The organism is Brevibacillus sp. YAE8 (assembly GCF_057543335.1).
On sequence record NZ_BAAIYG010000019.1, the window covers coordinates 58,910 to 80,487 of the forward strand.

The following is a 21,578-nucleotide window of genomic DNA, read 5'->3' on the forward strand; positions in this document are numbered from 1 at the left end:
TCAGGAGGACAGCACGATGAACAAGACAGTGGAGAGCAATCAGCATGCACAAGTAAAAGAACAGTACAAAGACGTCTACGCCTATACGAGCCAGGTGCTCGACCTGATCGCCAAAAGCGAAATCACGAAAGACGAAGCGGAGTGGGTCACCCGCCAGACGGTGGAAAACTTCCGCGACCACGTCAATCCGGGCTTTCTTGGCTACCGCAAATCCGTGACCAAGGACGGCCAGTTCGCCGCTGTGGAATGGAAAGACGCAGGCCCGAACTCGTTCATGGACGTCAACGGAAAAGTGTACATCGACTGCCTGGGTGGCTTCGGCATCTACAACGTCGGCCACCGCCATCCAAAAGTCGTGGAGGCCGTCATCAACCAGCTCAACCGCCAGCCGCTGCACAGCCAGGACTTGCTCGACCCGCTGCGCGCCATGCTCGCCAAAATTTTGGCTGACGTGACGCCGGGCAACCTGAAATACGCCTACTTCGCCAACAGCGGGACAGAAACGGTGGAAGCGGCGATCAAGCTGGCGAAAATGCACACGGGCCGCACGACTTTTATCGCGACGACGAAAGCGTTCCACGGCAAAAGCTTGGGCGCTCTGTCCGCTACCGCCAAAGGGGTATTCCGCAAGCCGTTTCTGCCGATGATCCCGGGCTTCCGCCACGTGCACTTCGGCGACATCGAGATGTTGCGCAAGACGTTTGAAGCGTGCGCGCTCGTCGGCGAAGAGATCGCCGGGGTCATCCTCGAGCCGATCCAGGGCGAAGGCGGCGTCAACCTGCCGCCGGACGACTATTTGCAGCAGGTGCGCGAGCTGTGCGATCAGTACGGCGCTCTCCTGATTCTCGACGAAGTGCAGACGGGCATGGGCCGCACCGGAAAAATGTTTTGCTGCGAGCATTACAACGTCGTTCCGGACATTTTGTGCCTGGCCAAAGCGTTCGGCGGCGGCATCATGCCAGCGGGAGCCGTGGTCGCGACAGAGGAAGTGTTCAAAAGCTTTTTCCCGAATCCGTTCGTGCAGACGACGACGTTTGGCGGCAACCCGCTGGCGTGCGCGGCGGCGATTGCGACCTTCAACGTGCTGATCGAGGAAAACTTGCTCGACCGCTGCGTGGAAATGGGCGAGTACATGCTCAAAGGGCTGCGCGAAGCAGCGGCAGCGCACAGCGACAAGGTGCAGGAAGTGCGCGGCAAAGGGCTGTTGATCGGGATCGAGTTCCACAGCGACGAGATCGGCTACGAAGTGTCCAAAGGCTTGTTCGACAACGGCGTGCTGGTCGCCGGAACTTTGATTAACGCGAAGACAATCCGCATCGAGCCGCCGCTCACCATCACCTACGAGGAAGCTGACAAAGTGATCGAGACGTTCAAAAACGTACTGCCGCAAGTCCAAATCTAAATCGTTTACCGGAAAAGAAGACTGCCCACCCCAGTCTTCTTTTCCCCTTTCTTCTCCATGGGAGCCCTGAGTATAATAGAAGTCACACGCCAAGCAATATTGGGAGGACCTATGGTTTCAAATCGTTTTGTCAGAAAAGCGTTGACTGTATCGTTTGAATCTTCAGTAAATGAAGTCCGGAACATCATGTCACGGTTCAACGAACGCTATGTGTTTGTAACCGATCCGAACAATGAACAAAAGCTCGTTGCCTATATACGCAACACCGATCTGCTGCAACGGATGACGGACGCGGACTGGATGGACAGGCCCGTGCGCGAGTTGCCCTATCAAACGAACCTTTCTTTTTTGCAACAGGGAGAAGACGTCCCGGATTTTTTCAAAGTATGCGGAGAAGAAGTCGTCGTGGTTTCCGGTCCGGCCGGACAGCCCGAAGGCTACTTGCGCCGCGAAGATGTGCTGTACTACGTCCTGACCAGCCAGTCCGGGCACCCCGACTGGATTCGCTCGCTGCTCAACTCGATCCCGATGGGCATTTTGATTGTGGACGAGAAGGGGCGGATCGAGAACTTCAGCTCGGAAGTGTTGCGGATGGTTCGCGTGACCCCGGAGGAGCTGCGCCAGCAACGGGTCGGCGAGTTGCTCGACCCGGACGTTTTTCACAAAGTGATCGAGTACGGGGAAAAGGTGCTCAACTACATCATCGTCAACGAACGGATCGGGGTGCTGGCCGATTTTTGCCCGATTCGCAGCCAGGACGGCACGGTAACCGGGGCGACGATCGTCCTGCAAGATTTGCCGTACATCGAAAAAATGGCGATGGAGATGGAATACGTCAAAAACCTCAACACCGACCTGCAAGGGATTCTTTCCTCGATCTACGACGAGATTCTCGTCCTCGATGAAAAAGGCGTGCTGTTGCGCTACAGCGGCAACCTGATCGAAGACTTTTGGGAGATCAACAAGGAGCAGCTCGTCGGCATCAATCTGATGGAGCTGGAGCAGGAGGGGCTGTTTTTCTCCGCGATCGTCCGGATGGTGATGGAGCGAAAACGAAAAGTGTCCGTCACCCAGGAGAGCCGCTCGGGCAAAAATGTGCTCGCGGTCGGCAACCCGATTTTTGACGGCAAAGGCAAGCTGGAGCGGATCGTCATTGCGCTGCGGGATATTACGGAGACGGTCATGCTGAAGGAAGAACTGCTCCAGGTCAAAAAAATATCGGAGAAATACAAAAAGGAACTGGAGCATTTGCGCGACCAGAAGCAGTACGCGAAAAACCGCCAGTTGATCTACGCCAGCGAGCCGATGGAAAGAGTGATGAAGTACATTCACAAGATCGCCAACACTTCGTCGACCGTGCTGCTCACCGGGGAATCCGGCGTCGGCAAAGAAGTGTTCGCTCGCACGATTTACGAGTTGGGGCCGCGCTACAACCACCCGTTCGTCAAGGTCAACTGCGGGGCGATCCCGGAGACGCTGTTGGAGAGCGAGCTGTTCGGCTATGAAAAGGGCGCGTTTACAGGCGCGAATACGAACGGCAAGCCGGGGTATTTCCGCATGGCCCACAAAGGCGTGCTGTTTCTCGACGAGATCGGAGAAATGCCGCTCAATCTGCAGGTCAAGCTGCTGCGCGTCCTCCAGGAGCGAGAGATCATCCCGGTAGGCGGCTCGGAGATCGTCGAGGTCGATGTGCAAATCATCGCCGCGACGAACAAAAATCTCGAAAAAATGGTCGAGGAAGGCACGTTTCGCGAGGACCTTTACTATCGGCTGAACGTCATTCCTGTCGTGATTCCGCCGCTGCGCGACCGCCCTGAGGACATCCCGCTCATCAGCCTGCACTTTTTGCAAACGTTTAACGAAAAATACGAACGTTCCACCCAACTGTCCCAAGACGCCCTCGACCTGCTGGAATCGTATTCCTGGCCAGGCAACGTGCGCGAATTGCAAAACATCATCGAGCGAATCGTGGTCACCGCAGACGAGGATCTCATCGAAGCGCACCACATTACGCCGCTGTTGAAGACGAAGAAAAAGCAGTATATGCGGCAGCGTTTGACCAAGATCATGCCGCTGAAGGAAGCGACGAGAGCGATGGAGGAGCAGCTTATCAAGATGGCGATGGACGAGTTCAAGACGACGTCCATGGCAGCCAAGGTGCTCGGCGTCAGCCAGTCCACGATCAGTCGCAAATATCAGGAAATCCAAGAGAAGATAAGTCGAGGTGAGCAGATTGGGTTTAAAGTATGACGTAGTATCGCCATTTGCCGGAACCATTGCGCGAATCTTTTTTCGATTGAGTGATTCTGTGCAGGAGGGAGAAGTGCTGTTCACACTCGCAGACGGCAGCCGGAGCATCGACATCCTCTCTCCGGTTACAGGGAGTGTGGAGGCGATTGAAGTCGAGCAAGGCGAGCTGGTAATTGCGGGGATGATTTTGGCGTCGATCATGCTCTGCAGCGAAGAGTCGAGCAAGCGGGACGAATGCGAAAGCAAGGCGTAACCCGGATCGTTTCGCCTGGGCAAAAAGCGGGCGAATGCCCGAAGCAAGCAAAATGGTTCATGCTGCGTCAAATACGTACAGCAAAAAGGGATCTGCCAGCGAGCGCAGATCCCTTTTTGTTGTAAGCTTTCTCGCGTACGCCGATGATGCTTACTCGGCGATAACGGCCTCCAGCGCCATGACGATCATGTCGTTGAACGTCGTCTGCCGCTCTTCGGCCGTCGTTTCCTCGCCCGTGAAAATATGGTCGCTGACGGTCAGGATCGACAAACCGTTGACGCCGTACTTCGCGGCAAGCGTATAGAGCGCCGTCGTCTCCATCTCTACGGCGAGCACCCCGTAGTCGCCGAGCTTTTTCACCGGCTCCATGCTTTCGCGGTAAAACACATCGGCCGTCAGCACGTTGCCGACCCGCACCGGCAAGCCTTTGGCAACGCCTGCGTTGTACGCTTTTTGCAACAGCTCGAAATTGGCGCAAGGCGCGTAGTCGAAGCCCGGGAATGTCAGGCGGTTCATGTTCGAGTCCGTGCATGCCGTCATGGCGATAATGACGTCGCGCACATGCACGTCTTTCTGGATGCCGCCGCACGTTCCGACGCGAACCAAATTTTTCACGCCGTAGTCGCGGATCAGCTCGTTGACGTAAATCGAAATCGACGGAACGCCCATGCCTGTCCCTTGCACAGACACCCGTTTGCCTTGATAAGTGCCCGTGAAGCCGAGCATGCCGCGCACCTGGTTGTAGCAGGTCACGTCTGTGAGAAACGTCTCAGCAATGTACTTGGCCCGCAGCGGATCGCCTGGCAGCAGGATGCTTTCTGCGATTTCACCTGGTTTGGCTTGAATATGTGTGCTCATGATAAGGCCGTCGCGCACCGAGCGGAACGCACAGGCTCGCTCTCGGCGCGACGGCATTCACCTCCTTAAATGGTAATGGACTGACCAAGCTTGGACGTAGCAGGTCTTGTAATAGAAAAAACAGCGCAGACAAAGGCAATCAGCACGAAGATGCCGCCTACCCAGGCCGTGTCCACGACAGAGTGATGCTCAATGACAAAGCCGCCGACGGCCGAGCCGAGCGCAATGCCGATGTGCAACGCGGACGTGTTCAAGCCTTGCTGAATCTCGTACGACTCGGGGGCCGTTTCGATCAGGTAGTTTTGCTGCGCGGGCGTGATCGCCCAACTGAGCATGCTCCAGACAATCATCACGACGAGGAACAAATAGAGCGAAAACGTCACTGCCGGAATGAGGAACATCACGACAGCGAACGAGGCGATAATGACCAAAATGCTTTTCGTCGAACCGAGCTTGTCTGCCGCCCAGCCGCCAACGCCGCCGCCGAGCACAGCGGAGATGCCGAAAATAAAGTAGACGATGCTGACCCAGCCGGAAGACAGGTGCAAAGCCGTTTTCAAAAACGGAGTGAAATAGGCGTACAACGTCAAATGTCCGGTCAGCATGAACACGGACGTCAGTTGCGCGCTGATGATCTTCGGCTTTTTCAGCGTCAAAAGCTGCTCTCTGAGCGGAATCGTCGGCCTTGCCGGGATTTTCGGCAAAAAGGCGGAAATCCCGATCATGGAGACGAGCGTCAAAACGGAAATAAGCAAAAACGGCGCGCGCCAGCCAAACGAATTGCCGATGACAAGGCCAAGCGGCACACCCAGCACGAGCGAACCGCTCACGCCCATGAAAATGACGCCGATTGCTCTCGCCCGGTACGCCTCCTGGACGATCGAGGAAGCGATGGTGATGGACAGCACGATAATCAGCGAACCGCTCGCTGCGGAAAAAATCCGCCCAAGCATCAAGATCGAATAATGAGGACTGAGCCAAGAAATCACGTTGCCGACGAAAAAAACGGCCAGCGCCCACAAATACAGCGCTTTTCGCTCGGCCTTTGCCGTTACGGTCAGCAAAATCGGAGCGGAAAGCGCAAAAACAACAGAGAACATCGTAATCAGCCAGCCTGCGGTGCTGATGGAGACTTGCAAATCCCCCGCGATGATGTCCAAGATGCCGCCGATAATCAGCTCTACCGTTCCTACGACAAAGGCAGCGATAGCCAGGAGGTACACTTTCATGTTCACGGTGGCGAGCAAACCTCCTTTTGAAATAGTTTATTATAGGTTACTACGATTATAGTAACCTATATCGCGGTGGATAACAACCACTATCGTAGTAACCTTTTATCTTGAGGTAACAATATTTGACAATAGAGTTGGCAGACTCTTATAGTAAAAAAAGAAAAAAGAGAGGATCGAGGGGAAATCTTTGGGGAAACTGTTCTTGTTCTCAATCCTGTGGTGGCTGACAGGCAATCCGTTTATCGCCATGCTGATTATTTTGCTCGTCCTGTATTTCCTGGATCGCCGCTTTGTCCGGCTGCTGCCTGACATTACCAAGCCGTATCGCCGTTGGAGAAGGCTGTCGGCGTTACGCACGCAGTTGCGGCTGAACCCGCACGACACGCCAGCCAAGCTGGAGGCGGCCCGTCTGCACATGGAAAAGCGGCAATATGCAGAAGCGCTGGCTTACTTGGAAGGGATCGCCGCCACGATGCAGGATTCGTCCGAATATTTGTGTGACAAAGGCATTTGCTTGCTGAAGACAGGGCGGATGGAAGAGGGGCTGGAGCTGATCGGGCAGGCGTTGAAGCTCAATCCGCGCGTCAGATACGGGGAGCCGCGCCTGATTGTCGGGGAAGAGTACGCGAAGCGCCAGCAGCGGGAAAAAGCGCTGGAATACCTGGAGGAGCTGGCGAAAATGAACATGTCGTCGTGCGAGGTGTACTTCAAGCTTGGCGTCGTGTACGACGAGCTGCAGCAAAAAGACAAGGCGAAGGCATCTTTTCGCGAAGCGACAGAAGTGTACCGGGGACTGCCCGCCTACAAGCGCCGGACAGAAAGGCGCTGGGCGCTGCTCGCGTGGCTGCGGAAAACGTTTTGAAAATCCGGCACAACCAGATAGAGGCTTTTCGTGGCTGCCATGTACGGCAGCCATTTTTTGCTTTGTTTTTTGTCCGCGCTCCTATACAATTATCCATTAAATAAGGAAAGCGTTTGCCTGCTGCTTTTTGCAATCCATGCCCGCAACCGTTCATAATAGAACCAATACATTCAGGATGTGATACTGCTTGCAAATCATTGTCTATGACCTGGAAACAACCCTTACCCATCAACGGGACAAGATCCCGGAAATCATCGAGATCGGTGCGGCAAAAGTCGTGACCGGAAAAAACGGCGTGGAGGTCGACACCTTCCAGCGCTACACGTTTCCGGCCATCGAGCGCAGAATTACGGAGCGCACCCGCAAATTTATCGGCCTGGACAAAGAAAACATGCCGACGTTTATTCCGTTTCGCAAAGCCTTCGACGCTTTTCTCGACTGGATCGGCACGGACGAGGACTACTATTTGTGCTCGTGGGGCCAGGACGACAAACGGCTGATGATCGAGCATTGCGCCCGCTTCGGACTTGATTTCAACTGGCTGCGCAACTACAACGACATCCAGCCCGCGATCAGCATGCTGCTCGCCGACCGCAAGCAGATGAGTCTGAAAGACGCGATTGATGCAGCCGGCATCGTTCAGGAAGGAAGGCTGCACTCGGCTTTGGTCGATGCCATACATACGGCGCACCTTTTAATCAAATACAACAAGACCGTCCACCTCTCGCAAAACACGCCCGAGCAAAACTACAATTTGTCCAGCTCGCTGTACGTGACGTGCCGCTCCTGCAAAAAGCTCAAATACTACACCGCTTTTGGCAGAAAAAGCAGAAGATGCCAGGCGTGCCTGCAACATAAAAAGCAACTGGAGCAGACGGCGGAAGCGACAGCCACGAAGCAGAGCTAGCGCGCAGGCGATGAGCAGCAGAGGGAGAGAAGAGAAATGATTCGCAACCTGAAGGAGCGCGACCTGGGCACGGTCGTGGCGATGCTGCAAAAAGAGGTGCAATGGCGCCCGGTGGAACTCGCGGCAATCCTGAAATCGGCCACGGTGTTTCTCTGTGAGGAGCAAGGGGAGATCGTCGCTTGCGGCTTGTACGATTTAACCTCTTTTGGCGAAGAGGGGACGGCGGAAATGTACGTGTACACACGTCCCGAGCAGCGCAAAAAAGGGATCGGCTCCCGGCTGTTCGACCTCGTCTGGACACAGTTGCTTGCGCACGAGCAGAAGCCGACGGCGGTCGTCGCCACGTATCGCATCGACGAGGGCGATGCCGGGGCGTTTTTTGCCAAAAAAGGCTTCGCGCCGTTGTGGGGACAGCATACGATGAAGTACACAGGCGGGATGGTGCCGGAGCCGACGCTTGCGGTCAAGCCTTTTGCCGAGCAGGAGCTGCCCTGCTACATCCAGTCCCAAAGCGACGCCTACTATGAGGTGCGCAAAAGCATTGATCTGAAGCCGTACCGTCTGACCGACTACTGCGAACAAACGATGGACTCCTGGCAAAAGTGGCTGCTCACGGAAATGAAGGACGACATCTACATGTTCTACGAGGAACAGGGCGAGTTTGTCGGCTCGTTGATCGTGACCCCGCATGGCGAAGCCTACGATGTTTTCGTCGACCCCAAGCACCAGAAAAAAGGCTACGGCAAACAGCTTGCCCGGTTTTTCATAAACCGGACGCTGGAAAAAGGCTTGCAGCCGTACCTCGTGACAGGAACGCACAACAAGCCTGCGATTGCTTTGTACGAAGGGACAGGCTTTCGGATTACCCAGACGATGCTGACGGCGAAGCGAGCGCTCCTGTAGAGAAGCGGGCCTCGCCTGGCCTGGGCGACAAGCGAAACGGCTGCGCCAGCCAGCCTGTTCAGCATAAAAAAATGCCGCAGGTCCGTGGGAGGACCGAAGCGGCATTTTTTCGTTCTATACACCCAGCAAAAGCAGGATAATCGAGGTCAGCGAGAAGCACATGCTGATTAAGCATAGAAACGCCACGACCTGCTTGGGATTAAGCCCCGTGCGCAGCAAGCGGTAATGCACCTGGCTGGCGTCTGCCTGGTAGATCGGCTTGCCTTGCATGAACCGTTTTGCTACGACGAACAGGTTGTCGAAGATCGGCACACCCAGCGCCAAAATCGGGATGAACAGCGACAGGACCGTTGCCTGTTTGAAGGCTCCGTCCAGCGCGATCACGGCGAGGATAAAGCCGAGAAAAGTCGCCCCTGCGTCTCCCATGAAAATTTTCGCGGGCGGCTTGTTGTAGCGCAAGTAAGCGAGAGCGACCCCGATCAGGCTGATCGCCATGATGGCGGAGGTCGTCTGTCCTTTGACAAGGGCGACGACGAACAGCGTACCGGCAGAAATGGCGGTCAGCCCTCCGGCGAGGCCGTCCATGCCGTCCGAAAAGTTGATGACCGTCGTCACACCGAAAATCCACAAGATCGTGAGGATGAACTGCAGCCATTCCGGCAGCAGGATGTACTCCCCGCTCAGCGGATTGTAAAAGCCGGAGAAGCTGATTCCGGACAAGTACACGATCACGGCGGCGGAAAGCTGGACGATCATTTTTGGCAGAGCGGAGAAGTCTTTGCCCTGCGTCTTGTACCAGTCGTCAATCGTGCCGATGGTAAGAAGGAGCAGCGAGCCGATCAAAACGGCAATCGTCTGTTCCGGCGATTCTTTGGAAAACAGCAGAAACGATGTAGCGAAGCCGACGAAGATCGCATAGCTGGCGGTTAGCGGGATCGGCTCCCGATGAATCTTGCGCTCGACGTCTTTCCGGGGCTTGTCCACAAAATCAAGGCGAAACGCCAATTTGGCCAGCGGTGGAATCAGCACCATGACGATAGCAAACGACAGCAAAAACGAAATCGCGTATGTAATCATGACCATCTCCTACGAAAAGACAGCTTTTTTTTGACAAGTCTATTATAGGAAGGATTCCAAATTTTGTCGACTCTTGCCGGGAAAGCCGGGGAGGTACCAAAAAAAGTTGGTACTTATTTCATGCAGCGCGAAAAAATATAATCCCTTCTAGGAGGGATCGGGATGGAATACATGGCCTTATGGTTCATCTTGGGCATCATTTTTATGCTGTTATGGACGACAAAAGGGATAAAGGGCTGGGTCAAGGCCGCTGTAATCGTCTATTATATCGTTCTGTCGTACGTGTTCATCTCACGCAAGGAAGCAATTTACGCGGAGTATCATACGCTGCCGGTGCCGGAGCAATTTTGGGACAACAATTCGGCGTGGGTCGAGTCCATGCTCGGATTTTTCTTTGTTCCGTTTCTGCTCGTGCTGCTGTTCAACTACTACGGTTGGTTCAAGGCTGCCCGTGGAACGGCGCAAAAATTTTGGATCGCGCTCTCGATTGTTCCGGCAGGGGTTGTGTATGCGTGTCTTTTTTTCATCTTTAGCATGTACGGGTATCGTCCATAACGGATCGGTGATATATGTATGTTAATTTTCCTTACATAAAATGTTCCGTTTTAACTGACAGCGCTCCGTTTCTCGGTTATAGTGGTGCTAAAGGATACAGAATAATCACGCACATAGCGAAACGTAACGGAGGGGACAAAGCATGACGCCAGGTTTATCGTATCGAGAAGTGATCCAGCCAACGGAGCAGGAGCTTCGCGAGCTGGCCGGGCTGCTGGTGGATGTCGTAGCGGATGGGGCTTCCGTCGGGTTTTTGCCGCCACTGGCCTGGGAAGAAGCATACGCCTACTTGGCCTCGGTAACGGGCGAGCAGGTGGTAGTCTGGGTGGCAGCCAATGAAAACGGCATCGTCGGGACAGTCCAGCTCCACCTGGCTGAGCGGCCAAACGGACGGCATCGGGCGGAAATCGCCAAGCTGATGGTGCATCCTTCCGCGCAGCGGCAAGGCATTGGCCGCACGCTGATGCTGCTTGCACAGGCGCGGGCGCTGGCCGAGAACCGCAGCCTGCTCGTTTTGGATACGCGCGCCGAAGATCCGTCCAATCGGCTGTATCAGGCGATGGGGTACCAAGAGGGCGGGAGAATCCCGCACTACGCCATGTCTGCTGACGGCAGCCTGCACGACACGGTGATCTACTACAAACTCATCGGCTCGCAGTAAAGCGTAAGCAGCAGCGAAAAGCAGCGTCAAGCGGACGAAGCGACGTCCGTGTTTTTTCTTTCGCTTGACAAACCGACCGACGGTTTGTATAGTGGTCGTAAGGAACCGACTTCCATGTCCATTTTCTACAGGAGGATACTATGTCATCGATTCATCAAAACCCCAGCTTCCAATTGCTGCTGACGGCGACAGAGGAATTGATTTTGGAAAAAGGATGCCAGCAGACGACGTTGCAGGACATCATGAAGCGTTCAGGCTTGTCCAAGGGCGCGATCTACCATTACGTAAAAAGCAAGGATGAACTGCTCGGCTTGCTGTTGCAAAGACGTTTTGCCGCCATCAGCCAGCGGTTTTACCAAACCGTAAAAGAAGGGGGAAGCGAATTGACGGGGGCACTCGGGAGTATCTCGCAGGGCTTGCGCCACATTCACAACCCGCGCGATGTGACGAATCTGATCCTGATTTACTTGCTGAGCAAAAGAGAAGACCCGGTGATTGGCGAGATGCTTGCCAAGCTGCACGAGGAGAGCATCCAGACGTCGAAGGAATGGATCGAGGTTGGGCAGCGGGCTGGCGTGATCCCGGCCACGCTCGATGCGGAGAAGGTCGCGATTTTTTTCACGATGATTACGTACGGCATCCGGATGAAGACGCAAATCGCGCCGAATGCGAGCGGACTGACTGTCGATGAAGTGCATCAGATCATGTATCAGACGCTGACCAATGGTTAGCAGAGGGGGAAACAGCGCCATGCTTCTTTTCTCGATTTTCAAAGTGATTCACATCATCGCCGGATTTACCGCCTTGCTCGTATTCTGGCTGCCAATCGTCACCAAAAAGGGCGGAAAGGCGCACGTGCGCTCAGGCTGGGTCTACGTGATCGCGATGGGAGCAGTCGCGATCTCGGCCCTCGTCATGGGCATCTGGCGGATCGGATTCGATCCGGACAAAACGGTCGAGTCCGTCGCCTTCGCCTGGTTCCTCATTTTTATCTCGATTTTGAGCTCGGCGACAGCCTGGTACGGGATTCGCGTGCTGCGGTACAAAAACCGCAAAGCGGCGCATCGCCAACCGGTCGACCTGCTGTTTCCCGCTTTGCTGGTCGCCTCGGGCGCAGCTATGAGCCTGTACGGGGCGACGATCGACTTTACCCTGCTGACCTGGTTTCCGTTCATCGGGATTTTCCTCGGCACGACGCAGCTTGTGTACTGGCTGCGGCCGCCGGGGCGAAAGCTCCACTGGTGGTTTGAGCATCTGGGAGGAATGCTCGGCTGCTGTATCGCGACGATTACGGCCTTTACCGTGTTCGGTGCGCCGCGCCTGCTCGGCCTAAGCTCTGTTCACCCGCTCGTCTGGTTTATGCCGACGATCGTCCTCGTCCCCTGTATCATCGGATTTTCCCGCTATTACCACAAAAAATTCAACTCATCCAAAAGCGCATGACTGCACCGGCAAAGCTTCCTCGATGAATGAGGGGGCTTTGCTATTTTTCTAAAAGCCAGTGCCAAAAGTTTTCTGGAAAAAACGAAACTTTCCAGCTATTGGCTCGTCTCATTGAAAGAGTAAATTTCGTCCCGAGAGAAAGGAAGGTTGGAAATGGCGAAACTGTCTTTGGCAGCACTTGTTCCGTTGCGTTCAGATATTGCCCACAAGGTCAGCGAGCTCGATCAGGAGCGCGAAAAAAACGCCTTCTGCGTCTATGTGAAAGGCGAGCAAGCGGAGGAGCCGACTCGTTCGTTTGCGCTCATCACGGAAGAGCTGGAGGAAGCGCGCGAAGACTTCCGCGTCATTGACGAGCTGATCCACAGCGCCAATCTCGCCCACAAAATCACCTGGAACAATCAGGAGATCAGCCTTTTTACTGCGATGCAGATTGCGAAGCATATGCGCAAGGAAGCTGCCTCGCTGAAGCGATACGGTTCGATGAAAAAAGAGGAACTGAATACGGGCGGCTACTTCAATGGCGGGGACAAGACGATCACGCGCGCCATGTACGACATTGAAAAAGCGCGGGAAAGCGGCTTGAAGCTGGAGAGAAAAGTCAAGCGCTTGTCCCAGTTGATTGAAGACGAATGCCACAACATTTTTCTGGAGTTTCCGCAGGCCGAAAAATATATCGAGCTGGAAGACTAGGCACAGCTTCATGTGCTTAGCTTAGAAAACGTAACGGATTGCGTTTTGTAAGCTGAGTACATCTCAGCCACAGGAAATCGCGGACAACGCCTATCCTTGTGCGAGACAAGGACCCCTATGAGCGCTGGTCGCTCGTAGAAATGTATGACAGAGCATACGTGCTAATCCTAATTTGTATGGGTAGAACGAATCGCCAGACGCCTATTCGGTTCATCGGTTACTCGTTCGATTCGGCTGGACAACCGCGAACACCAACCTCCCTATTTCGTCCCGTTTCCTGTGCCTTATTCTGAAAATCCAACTCCTTCTCTTTCGGCAGAGAAGGTTTTTTTATGCCGCCACGCTACAATTCCCCTGGGACACGACGGACATACGGCGCTCTTGCTCGCCGTCGCGAAATGGATGGCTGAAAAACGGGAAGCGGTCAAGCCAAACATCGTGTTTTTGTGCGGAAAAAAGAGCGCCTATCCGCATCATCACCCCAAATTTGATATCGACGAGGAAGAGATCGGCACGGCTATTGATCTGTTTCTGAATCTGGTCAAGCATTTCGCGTGACTAGCGGCAAGCGATTCCTGTTTGGGGATCGCTTGTTTTTTTCTTCCGCGGCGAAAAGGGCTGCCGCTTCCCGGGCGCTACTTATGCTACTATGGAAGAAAAAAGGAAGTGAACGGCCGATGAAGCTGCAAAAGGTGACGTTGACGACGAGCAAGCCGGAAGAACTGCTGGCTTTTTACACGCAAGTTTTGCACATGCCGCTGATCGAAAGCACGCCCCGCTCGTTTGCCGTATCGGTAGGGGAAGCCACACTGGCTTTTCAGCGGGCCGAGCAAAAGCCGTTTTACCATTTTGCCTGCGGCATCGCGGAGCGGGCGTTCGATTCGTATGCGGAAGCGATCAGACAGCGCGGCATCGTTTTGCGCAGCAAAGACGGGCAGGAAGTCATGCAGTCGTACACGTGGAAAGGAAAGCAGCTCTACTTCGCAGACCCGGAAGGAAACATTTTGGAGCTGCTGGCTTTTCCGACAGAGGCGAAGACGGATTGGCTCTCGATTCAGGAAGTCGGCATGCCCGTTCCCGATGTCGCGGCATTCGCGGCTTCGCTCGCCCCGATCCCGAGCGAATTTGAGGCTGAATCGGAAGTCTTTCGCTTTTACGGCGATCAGGACGGCGTGCTCGTGCTGGTAAAAGCAAACCGCCCGTGGTATCCGACCGACAGAGGGGCCACCATCCATCCTATCGCGATCGAGCTTGCGCCTGAGCCTGAGCGGGGACAGCAGGGGCTTGTGCATACGAGTCCGCCGTTGCCGTACCGGATCGTCTGCTGAACGGAACGGTTGCCGACTGCGTTCCAAAGACAGAGAAGTGGCGCTGCGGGAAATCAGCATCGTGTTTGCTACGCTGATCGGCGTCGTCTGGCTCAAGGAGCAGACACGCACGCATAAAAAAACACCTTCAAGATTGTCCCCGATCTTGCGAAATGATCGGATTGTCTTGAAGGTGTTTTCATCTGTTTCACATGCTTGGGATCAGTTTCGGCAGAGATTACGGCGTGCGCTTGTGCAAACAGCAAATCGATTTCTTGGCAATGAACTTGCGATCAATGAAAAATGCCGTAAAGAAAGCAAGAGCGAGAGTAAGCAGCAGGTGCGCATAGGTCATGAGAGGAAGCGCACTGCCTTCCAGCTTGATATTGTCGGAGCGGTATTCCAAACGCTTTACGCCATGCCGGGCTGTCAGCAGGTCTTCCTGCTTGGCCAGGTCTTCCAATGGAGCTTCAAACACATAACGGTTGGGAGAATCGGCGTGAATGAGCAGAGTCACATCGGCCTTGCCTTTTTCATTCCAAAACTTGATGTCATCGTGAGCCAGCGAAGGCGCGTCGCCGCCAGGGATAATCATTTTATCCAATTGTGGCGCATTCTCGATGGTGTGTCGTGCCACGATGTTGAGGTGATGCTTGGTCGTAAGCGGTGTCATCGTCCTCGAAATGGTCCGAACGCGTGTCGTTCCTGTGTCCGCGTACGAGTCAAAGATCGAAGACAGGGCCAGTTCTTCCATGCCGTCATAGAGCAGCACGCCCATTTGCTTTTTCTGCCAGCGGAATGTGCTATTCAGAATGTAGGTGGAAAATTTGTAGTCGAGAACAAACGGTTCCACTTTTGGATTCGCGACAAATTCGTAATTCGGATAGCTGATTTGTTTGGCAATGCTTGCTGCTGTCGGCTCGCCCACTTGCTGCGAGATGAGGTGAAGCACCGCATCGATACCAGCCGTTTGACCGGATGAAGTCAGCGTATTTCCTTCGTGGACATATCTCACATCCTCTACCCAAGTCGTATCCGGGTAGAATACTCGCAATGACGGAATCGCTTGCCAGTGAGACGCAGCCGATTTTCCTTTCAGCAGACCGGCATCAGCCAGGTTGCCTGAACCCCCGCAAATGCTCAGGAAAGTGGTATCGCTGTTAGCGTGTTTCTGAATCCACTCGCGGGTAGGGGCATATGTCGCTTCATCGATAATGGGCATAAACGGGACTACGATTACGTCAGGGTCTTTCCCCAACAGAGCATCCAACTCTGCATACGTGTAGTGCGGGACGACATCGAGTCCGCCTGACAGAGCTTTGAGGTCTTTGTCGGGTGCGACAGCATAGACATTATACGCTTCTGTCATCGAGAGCAGCGTGTACGGAATGAGAAAATCGAAATCCTCTGTTGTAATCGAAGAATCTCCCAAGACGACTGCAACGGTAGGTTTCGCCGGATCATGAGGGGGAATGGTGACTCCCTCCAGGGAAGGGACGGCCTCTTCGCGGAGCGCGTTGTAAAATTCCTTCTGCGTATGGGAATATCCAAGAAAGCCAAGACCGCCTACAAATACAACCAGACTAAGCAGATACACCGCCAAACGCAACAAAACTTTTTTCACTTTTGATTCCTCCTGTTTACTATACCACCGTAGGGTAATTAGCTTCTAAGAGGAATATAAAGCAGCTATGTGAACTGAATATGAACGGGAACCAAAAAAAGAAAAAAACCGCACGCTGGCGGTTTTTCACTGCGGCAAGGTAACTTCAAACGTCGCTCCTTTTCCTGCTTCACCTAAAACCCGAATGTTTCCCCGATGCCCGTCAATGATTTGCTTCACGATGGACAACCCAAGGCCGTTTCCTTTTACGGCAGAATTGCGAGCTTTGTCTACTTTGTAAAAAGGCTTGAAAATGTGAGCCCTTTCTTCTTCAGGAATCCCGATTCCGTTATCGGTAATGGAAACGATGCACTGATTGCCTTTCTTGACAGCCGTGATTTGAATCGTGCCGTTTATAGGTGTGAATTTGATGCTATTGCTCAGCAGATTGATCCACACCTGGCTGAACTGGTCCTCGTCTGCTTCTATCATGAGCGGCTCCAGATGAAGGTCGAAGTCGATCTGTTTGGTTTCCCAGTGTGGAGCAAGCGCAATCACGACCTTGCGAATCTGCTCGTCGAGACGATACGTCTTGGTGCGCAGCGGCATGTTCTCTTGCTGCAGTTGGGATAATTGCAGCAAATTTTGGCTCAACCGAGACAGTCTCTCGCTCTCTTCCTCGATAATGGTCAAATAGCGAAGGCGGTTTTCCTCGCTTACTTCCTTGTGCTTCAACGCCTTTGTGAAACCGGAAATCGAAGTTAAAGGGGAACCGATCTCATGCGAGACGTTGGAGACGAAATCCCGCCGCATTTGATCCAGCATTCCGAGCTTTTTGGCCATCTGGTTGAAGCTGGCGCTCAAGATTCCGATCTCGTCTTTGCGCTTGATAGGTACTTCTACTGCGAACTCTCCTTCCGCCATTCGCCGGGTGGCTTCGGTCAATTGAACAATCGGCTTGACCAGGTAACGGGCGGCGATGAGAATCAAAAAGCTTCCGATGAACAGGATTAAACCGTACAGCAAATGAATCGAATTCATCAATTCTTCGTCAGCGCTGTTTCGTGTCAGCGTCACGAACAAGGCATAAGGCTGTCCGTCCACCTGAAAAGGCAGGCCAATTACAGGCAGTGCAGCTTCATGGGAAGCAGAAGTGTCGATTCGCAGCAGATCAGTTAGCTTTTCACCAGCGAGGACACGCGCGACATCACGAGGCTCCACCTGCAACGAGGTTCCTTTCTCGGCGAGGAGCGGAACGCCCTCTGCATTGTAAAGCTGCGTATGGGTTAGGGAAAGGCCCGACAAGTGCTGCATGAGCGGAACCAGCTCTGCGGTGGGAGTGGATTGGTAGGTAGCGATCATTTGGCTTCCGTTTTCGATGAGTATGTCTCGGACGATGCCTTTGGCGCGTTCTTCATACAGCCAGGTCGTAATGAAAAAAGCCGTCACCAGGCTGAGCATGACGATTCCGACGAACACGAGCACGACCCGTGTATAGAGCGATTTCATTGCGCTGTTACCTCCAGTCGATAGCCCAAACCGCGAATCGTCACGATGCGAAATCCGAATTCGGCTTCGGGGAACCGCTCGCGAAGCCGCTTGATATGCACATCTACCGTTCGTTCGTCCCCTTCATAATCGAGCCCCCAAATTTGTTCGATCAATGTTTCGCGAGTAAATAATTGCCCGGCATAGTTGCCCAGTTTGTACAGCAGTTCAAATTCTTTCATGGGGATCGTTTTGGTCTGTCCGTCTGCGTATACCACCAGATAGCGTGAACGGTCCAACGAAAGATGGCCAAGCGTAATGATGTTGGATACCGAAATGCGATACCGCTTGAGCAGTGCCTTTACGCGCAGAACCAGTTCTACGGGATCAAACGGCTTTACCAGATAATCATCGGTCCCCAGCTTGAATCCATGGATGCGGTCCTGCGCCTCGCCTTTGGCGGTAATCATGATGATCGGCATATCGCCAAACTCACGCAGTTTGGAGCATAGCTCCCAGCCGTCCATTTGCGGCATCATGATGTCGATAACCGCCAAATCCACGGCATGATTTTCCGCGTATGCCAATGCGTCTGCTCCATTTGTTTTTTCTACAATGTCAAACCCCTCGTCTTTTAAGTACAATGCGACCAATTCCCGAATGTGCGGGTCGTCATCGACCACTAATGCCCTTGGCACGCTCATCCGCTCCTTTCCGTTCTGCATATCAGGACCGTCATTACTGCATTTTTACCATTTACTATAGGGCCTTCTGTTTTTGGGAACAAGTAGCAAGTCTTGCCCACTGGCGGTCAAACGTTTGTATGCAAAAGGAGCTTACCCGCACCTGCGTTTTATCAGGCCACGCGTCGAGCGGGAGTGGATGCTCGGGCTGACAGCGGCACAGCTTGCGCAAGTCGCCGAATGGGAAAAAGACATGTGGAACGGCATCCACGGCTACATCGGCATTCACGGTGAGACGAATGACAGCGAGTATAAAGACGTGCCAGAGGAAAAGCAGCGGCTGCTTGCCGAAGCTTTTCAACCCATGGCGCACCGCGTCGACAATGAAATCAAAGGAATCCGTATTCATTACCCGACGGCGGCAACCGCGCAAAAGGCAAACATGAGCACAGACGCTTTCGAGGACTTTTTCTTCGACGTCTGCTCGTTTGACTACCGGAAAATGGCCAAGGCAAGCACGCCGCTGTACGAGCTGATGGACAAAACGGATCAGGTGCGGATAGTGGGGCCGGGAACCGACCTGGCTTTTTCCATCAAAGGAATCGGCAAACAGGTGGCGGTCGGCAAGCGGAATATGCCGGACGGGGAAGTGTACACAGCGCCCGTGCGCGGCTCGCTCCACGGAACGATCCAGTACAACGCGCCAAGCCGCTACAGAGGGACGGCTTTTGACAACGTGCGCTTCACGTTTCGCGAGGGCAAGATCGTCGAGGCGACGGCGAATCATACCGAGAAGCTGAACGAAATACTGGATACGGATGAGGGAGCGCGCTACATCGGAGAGTTTGCGATTGCGTTTCATCCGCACATTTTGCACCCGATCGGCGACATTTTGTTCGATGAAAAAATCGCCGGGAGCTTCCACCTGACGCCGGGACAGGCGTACGATTCGGCGGACAACGGCAATCGCAGCACGATTCACTGGGATTTGATCGCGATTCAAAGGTCGGAGTACGGCGGCGGGGAAATCTGGTTTGACGACGTGTTGATCCGCAAAGACGGAAGGTTCGTGCACGAGGCTTTACTGGGGCTGAATCCGGAGCAGTTGATTTTGTAGGAGGGCAGATGCGCCCTCCTTTTTTATTTCAGCTTAAAGACGAGCACGCCTGCGATCATGATGCCGATTCCCAGCAGTTTGTTTGCGCCAAGCGGGACTTTTTCCACGCCGAACAAGCCGAGAGAGTCGATGAGCAGGGCGACGAGCAACTGGGAGATGAGCAGGATGGAGACGGAGTAGGCCGGGCCGATCAAGGTGATGCCTTTCATGACGCTGAAAACGATCAGCGCCCCGAATACGCCTCCGAGCAAGTACAGCTTGTTCACTTCCCCGATTTTTTGCCAGTCCCCGTCGCGGACGATGGCGAAGACGGCGAGCGAGACGAGGAAGCCCAGCCCGTGGACGATGGCGTTCGTTTGCCACAGGCCCAGCTTGTCGCTCGCCTGGGCATTGAAGACGCTCTGCAAGCAGATGAACACGCCTGCGAGCAGCGAAAACAGAATGCCTTGCATGCTTTTCACGCCCTCCTATGCGGCCATTTATTCGTAAATGTTGCCGCTCGCAAGCTCCACGACTTTTTTTCGATTGCGAATGTGCAACGCCCCTCTTTTCCGCTCGATGATGCCGGACGCGCTCATGCTCTGAATGACCCGGTTCAGATGACGGTAGCTCGTGCCGAGCAGCTCCGCTACTTCTGTGAGCTTCGCCGTCTTCAATTCGTCCGAGGCAGTCGGCTGCGTGCCGCCTTCGAGGGTGGAGAGCAGGTAGCTTGCGAAGCGGTTTTCCACCGGATACAGCAAATTCAGGCTCGTCGAGTTGGACGAGGTGTACAGCTTGTGGCTGATTTTTTGCAGGATGAACTGTAAAAAGCCCGGATGGTTCTGGTAGCGCTCGTGCAATACTTTGAAGGGCAAGGCAATCAGCTTGCCCGGATGGACAAATTCAACCGTGTTGCGCGCCTCCAGCCGCGTGACGAACTCCACGTCGCCGATGATCGCCAGCGGGTTGTTGAAGCGCAGCAGCAGCGACTTGCCGTTGGGGAGCGTCGTGAAAATTTTGATTTTGCCTTCGACGACGAAGTACATGTGCTGGAGCACGTCGCCTTTGGCGCACAACAGCTCGCCTTTTTCCGCCTGGTACAGATGCATTTCGCGGATGGCGGCAGCGTCGAACAGCTCGTGCAGACAACTGTTTTCGATAAAAGCGTGGAGCACAGCTCGATCGTGTATTTCCTTCATGGCAATCCTCCGAGAAAAAAGGATGGGGCAGACGGCATCTTCTATAGTAAAAGACTGGGGGGCGAGAAAAAAGGACATATGTCCTGTTGGCTGAAATTGTGGCCGTGCAGGCGCTCGCTTTGCCAGAGAGCAGCAGGAATATCCCGCTTTGTTCCAGAACTATACGGGTAGGTATTACAGAGAGAAACGAGGGAGCTGGTAGCGTGACTGTACGTGCAGAAGAAACGGTTATCGGGTTTGTAGGAACAGGCGTCATGGGCAAAAGCATGGCGGGACATTTTTTGCGGGCAGGGTATCGGGTGCTCGTTTATACGCGCACGAAGGCAAAAGCCGAGGAACTGCTGGCGGCAGGAGCAGTCTGGAAGGAACGGGTAAGCGAGCTGGCTGCTGAAGCCAATGTCATCATTACGATGGTCGGATACCCGTCTGATGTGGAAGAAGTGTACCTTGGGCCTGAGGGCATCATTTCGCATGCGAAGCCGGGTGCTTTTTTGATCGATATGACAACGTCGAAGCCTTCGCTCGCCCAAAAAATATACGAGGAAGCGAAAAAGCATGCGCTGCATGCGCTGGACGCCCCGGTGTCCGGCGGAGATGTCGGAGCGCGGGAAGCGCGGCTTGCGATCATGGTCGGCGGCGATCAGGAAGCGTTCGACGCGGTGGAGCCGCTGCTTGCGGTCATGGGCAAAAACGTCGTTCTCCAGGGCGGCCCTGGTGCCGGACAGCATACGAAAATGTGCAACCAAATCTGCATCGCGACCAATATGATCGGCGTGTGCGAAGCGATCGCCTACGCGAAAAAAGCGGGATTGGACCCGGCGCGCGTGCTGACGAGCATCGAAGCGGGAGCGGCGGGCAGTTGGTCTTTGTCCAATCTGGCTCCGCGGATGATTGCGGGCAATTACGCGCCCGGCTTTTACATCAAGCATTTTATCAAGGACATGGGCATCGCCCTGGAAGCGGCCGAGGAGATGGGACTGTTGACGCCTGGGCTCGCGCTGTCCAAGTCGCTCTATGAGGAGCTTGCGGAAAAAGGCGAGGCAGACAGCGGGACACAGGCGCTGATTAAATGGTTTGAACGCGAGTAGCACAATTTGGAAAGAGTAAAG

At 54.2% G+C, this 21,578-nt stretch carries 23 protein-coding genes; 15 read left to right on the forward strand and 8 right to left on the reverse strand.

The features are described 5' to 3' along the window. The first annotated feature begins 16 nt into the window (after positions 1 to 16). The 3 genes from AC27IT_RS19425 (at position 17) to AC27IT_RS19435 (ending at position 3,905) form a co-directional block, all read left to right on the forward strand. Positions 17 to 1,402, forward strand: a complete 1,386-nt coding sequence (locus AC27IT_RS19425; RefSeq protein WP_005830451.1) for a putrescine aminotransferase — start codon at positions 17 to 19, stop codon at positions 1,400 to 1,402. A gap of 186 nt (positions 1,403 to 1,588) precedes the next feature. Then, a complete protein-coding gene (locus AC27IT_RS19430; RefSeq protein ID WP_235694666.1) occupies positions 1,589 to 3,652 on the forward strand; it encodes a sigma 54-interacting transcriptional regulator in 2,064 nt (687 codons plus the stop codon). After that, a complete protein-coding gene (locus AC27IT_RS19435; RefSeq protein ID WP_476578002.1) occupies positions 3,627 to 3,905 on the forward strand; it encodes a biotin/lipoyl-binding protein in 279 nt (92 codons plus the stop codon). Before AC27IT_RS19430 ends, AC27IT_RS19435 begins: the two co-directional genes overlap by 26 nt. A gap of 150 nt (positions 3,906 to 4,055) precedes the next feature. On the opposite strand, the gene deoD is transcribed toward AC27IT_RS19435, so the two are convergent. Beyond that, positions 4,056 to 4,763, reverse strand: coding sequence for a purine-nucleoside phosphorylase (gene deoD / locus AC27IT_RS19440; protein WP_005830445.1), 708 nt, complete (start codon positions 4,761 to 4,763; stop codon positions 4,056 to 4,058). Between the two features lie 65 nt (positions 4,764 to 4,828). Beyond that, the gene (locus AC27IT_RS19445) at positions 4,829 to 5,998 is read right to left on the reverse strand and encodes an MFS transporter (protein ID WP_026558169.1); all 1,170 of its coding nucleotides are present in this window, start codon (positions 5,996 to 5,998) and stop codon (positions 4,829 to 4,831) included. 184 nt (positions 5,999 to 6,182) lie between these two features. Between AC27IT_RS19445 and AC27IT_RS19450 the strand changes: the two genes are divergently transcribed. The 3 genes from AC27IT_RS19450 (at position 6,183) to AC27IT_RS19460 (ending at position 8,667) form a co-directional block, all read left to right on the forward strand. Next, on the forward strand, positions 6,183 to 6,857 hold the full coding sequence (locus tag AC27IT_RS19450) for a tetratricopeptide repeat protein (protein WP_005830441.1): 675 nt from the start codon (positions 6,183 to 6,185) through the stop codon (positions 6,855 to 6,857). A 187-nt stretch (positions 6,858 to 7,044) separates the two neighbouring features. After that, positions 7,045 to 7,764 carry a 3'-5' exonuclease gene (locus tag AC27IT_RS19455; RefSeq protein ID WP_005830439.1) on the forward strand — a complete coding sequence of 240 codons (720 nt, stop codon included), beginning with the start codon at positions 7,045 to 7,047 and terminating at the stop codon, positions 7,762 to 7,764. Positions 7,765 to 7,800: 36 nt separating this feature from the next. Then, a complete protein-coding gene (locus tag AC27IT_RS19460; RefSeq protein WP_238504083.1) occupies positions 7,801 to 8,667 on the forward strand; it encodes a GNAT family N-acetyltransferase in 867 nt (288 codons plus the stop codon). Positions 8,668 to 8,781: 114 nt separating this feature from the next. Here the strand turns inward: AC27IT_RS19460 and AC27IT_RS19465 are convergent, their stop codons facing one another. Next, complete coding sequence (locus AC27IT_RS19465; RefSeq protein WP_283858153.1) at positions 8,782 to 9,750, reverse strand: MraY family glycosyltransferase; 969 nt, start codon at positions 9,748 to 9,750, stop codon at positions 8,782 to 8,784. 156 nt (positions 9,751 to 9,906) lie between these two features. Here AC27IT_RS19465 and AC27IT_RS19470 point away from each other — a divergent pair, with 156 nt between their 5' ends. The 7 genes from AC27IT_RS19470 to AC27IT_RS19500 all read left to right on the forward strand — a co-directional run bounded on the left by AC27IT_RS19470 (position 9,907) and on the right by AC27IT_RS19500 (position 14,421). Then, a complete protein-coding gene (locus tag AC27IT_RS19470; protein ID WP_007784390.1) occupies positions 9,907 to 10,299 on the forward strand; it encodes a hypothetical protein in 393 nt (130 codons plus the stop codon). A 142-nt stretch (positions 10,300 to 10,441) separates the two neighbouring features. Beyond that, entirely contained in the window at positions 10,442 to 10,960 is a 519-nt protein-coding gene (locus tag AC27IT_RS19475) for a GNAT family N-acetyltransferase (protein WP_283858152.1), read from the forward strand. Positions 10,961 to 11,100: 140 nt separating this feature from the next. Next, entirely contained in the window at positions 11,101 to 11,691 is a 591-nt protein-coding gene (locus AC27IT_RS19480) for a TetR/AcrR family transcriptional regulator (RefSeq protein WP_005830430.1), read from the forward strand. Positions 11,692 to 11,710: 19 nt separating this feature from the next. Further along, entirely contained in the window at positions 11,711 to 12,403 is a 693-nt protein-coding gene (locus AC27IT_RS19485) for a DUF2306 domain-containing protein (protein ID WP_005830428.1), read from the forward strand. Positions 12,404 to 12,556: 153 nt separating this feature from the next. Continuing rightward, entirely contained in the window at positions 12,557 to 13,093 is a 537-nt protein-coding gene (locus AC27IT_RS19490; RefSeq protein ID WP_005830426.1) for a hypothetical protein, read from the forward strand. Positions 13,094 to 13,474: 381 nt separating this feature from the next. Beyond that, entirely contained in the window at positions 13,475 to 13,651 is a 177-nt protein-coding gene (locus AC27IT_RS19495) for a hypothetical protein (RefSeq protein WP_155808582.1), read from the forward strand. A 119-nt stretch (positions 13,652 to 13,770) separates the two neighbouring features. Further along, positions 13,771 to 14,421, forward strand: coding sequence for a VOC family protein (locus AC27IT_RS19500; RefSeq protein ID WP_025845356.1), 651 nt, complete (start codon positions 13,771 to 13,773; stop codon positions 14,419 to 14,421). Positions 14,422 to 14,638: 217 nt separating this feature from the next. Here AC27IT_RS19500 and AC27IT_RS19505 read toward each other — a convergent pair whose 3' ends face one another. The 3 genes from AC27IT_RS19505 to AC27IT_RS19515 form a co-directional block, all read right to left on the reverse strand. Beyond that, the gene (locus AC27IT_RS19505; protein WP_283858151.1) at positions 14,639 to 16,024 is read right to left on the reverse strand and encodes a DJ-1/PfpI family protein; all 1,386 of its coding nucleotides are present in this window, start codon (positions 16,022 to 16,024) and stop codon (positions 14,639 to 14,641) included. Positions 16,025 to 16,150: 126 nt separating this feature from the next. Further along, a complete protein-coding gene (locus AC27IT_RS19510) occupies positions 16,151 to 17,512 on the reverse strand; it encodes a sensor histidine kinase (RefSeq protein ID WP_487092049.1) in 1,362 nt (453 codons plus the stop codon). Beyond that, positions 17,509 to 18,189 carry a response regulator transcription factor gene (locus AC27IT_RS19515; RefSeq protein ID WP_025845351.1) on the reverse strand — a complete coding sequence of 227 codons (681 nt, stop codon included), beginning with the start codon at positions 18,187 to 18,189 and terminating at the stop codon, positions 17,509 to 17,511. Before AC27IT_RS19515 ends, AC27IT_RS19510 begins: the two co-directional genes overlap by 4 nt. Positions 18,190 to 18,310: 121 nt before the next feature. On the opposite strand from AC27IT_RS19515, the gene AC27IT_RS19520 reads away from it, so the two are divergent. Continuing rightward, the gene (locus AC27IT_RS19520) at positions 18,311 to 19,291 is read left to right on the forward strand and encodes an aminopeptidase (RefSeq protein WP_487092050.1); all 981 of its coding nucleotides are present in this window, start codon (positions 18,311 to 18,313) and stop codon (positions 19,289 to 19,291) included. 23 nt (positions 19,292 to 19,314) lie between these two features. On the opposite strand, the gene AC27IT_RS19525 is transcribed toward AC27IT_RS19520, so the two are convergent. After that, the gene (locus AC27IT_RS19525) at positions 19,315 to 19,743 is read right to left on the reverse strand and encodes a DMT family transporter (RefSeq protein WP_005830411.1); all 429 of its coding nucleotides are present in this window, start codon (positions 19,741 to 19,743) and stop codon (positions 19,315 to 19,317) included. Positions 19,744 to 19,770: 27 nt separating this feature from the next. After that, positions 19,771 to 20,469 (reverse strand): cyclic nucleotide-binding domain-containing protein, encoded by a 699-nt coding sequence (locus tag AC27IT_RS19530; protein ID WP_007784370.1) that lies wholly within the window; start codon positions 20,467 to 20,469, stop codon positions 19,771 to 19,773. Positions 20,470 to 20,573: 104 nt separating this feature from the next. Between AC27IT_RS19530 and AC27IT_RS19535 the strand changes: the two genes are divergently transcribed. Beyond that, positions 20,574 to 21,557, forward strand: a complete 984-nt coding sequence (locus tag AC27IT_RS19535; RefSeq protein WP_283859306.1) for an NAD(P)-dependent oxidoreductase — start codon at positions 20,574 to 20,576, stop codon at positions 21,555 to 21,557. Positions 21,558 to 21,578: the final 21 nt, after the last annotated feature.

Excerpts from the sequence above, each read along its gene's own strand:
- AC27IT_RS19460 (WP_238504083.1), top strand. The coding sequence starts at position 7,801 with ATGATTCGCAACCTGAAGGAGCGCGACCTGGGCACGGTCGTGGCGATG.
- deoD (WP_005830445.1), bottom strand. The coding sequence starts at position 4,763 with ATGAGCACACATATTCAAGCCAAACCAGGTGAAATCGCAGAAAGCATC.
- AC27IT_RS19510 (WP_487092049.1), bottom strand. The coding sequence starts at position 17,512 with ATGAAATCGCTCTATACACGGGTCGTGCTCGTGTTCGTCGGAATCGTC.
- AC27IT_RS19465 (WP_283858153.1), bottom strand. The coding sequence starts at position 9,750 with ATGGTCATGATTACATACGCGATTTCGTTTTTGCTGTCGTTTGCTATC.
- AC27IT_RS19530 (WP_007784370.1), bottom strand. The coding sequence starts at position 20,469 with ATGAAGGAAATACACGATCGAGCTGTGCTCCACGCTTTTATCGAAAAC.
- AC27IT_RS19525 (WP_005830411.1), bottom strand. The coding sequence starts at position 19,743 with ATGCAAGGCATTCTGTTTTCGCTGCTCGCAGGCGTGTTCATCTGCTTG.
- AC27IT_RS19500 (WP_025845356.1), top strand. The coding sequence starts at position 13,771 with ATGAAGCTGCAAAAGGTGACGTTGACGACGAGCAAGCCGGAAGAACTG.
- AC27IT_RS19475 (WP_283858152.1), top strand. The coding sequence starts at position 10,442 with ATGACGCCAGGTTTATCGTATCGAGAAGTGATCCAGCCAACGGAGCAG.
- AC27IT_RS19425 (WP_005830451.1), top strand. The coding sequence starts at position 17 with ATGAACAAGACAGTGGAGAGCAATCAGCATGCACAAGTAAAAGAACAG.
- AC27IT_RS19490 (WP_005830426.1), top strand. The coding sequence starts at position 12,557 with ATGGCGAAACTGTCTTTGGCAGCACTTGTTCCGTTGCGTTCAGATATT.
- AC27IT_RS19430 (WP_235694666.1), top strand. The coding sequence starts at position 1,589 with ATGTCACGGTTCAACGAACGCTATGTGTTTGTAACCGATCCGAACAAT.
- AC27IT_RS19485 (WP_005830428.1), top strand. The coding sequence starts at position 11,711 with ATGCTTCTTTTCTCGATTTTCAAAGTGATTCACATCATCGCCGGATTT.
- AC27IT_RS19470 (WP_007784390.1), top strand. The coding sequence starts at position 9,907 with ATGGAATACATGGCCTTATGGTTCATCTTGGGCATCATTTTTATGCTG.
- AC27IT_RS19480 (WP_005830430.1), top strand. The coding sequence starts at position 11,101 with ATGTCATCGATTCATCAAAACCCCAGCTTCCAATTGCTGCTGACGGCG.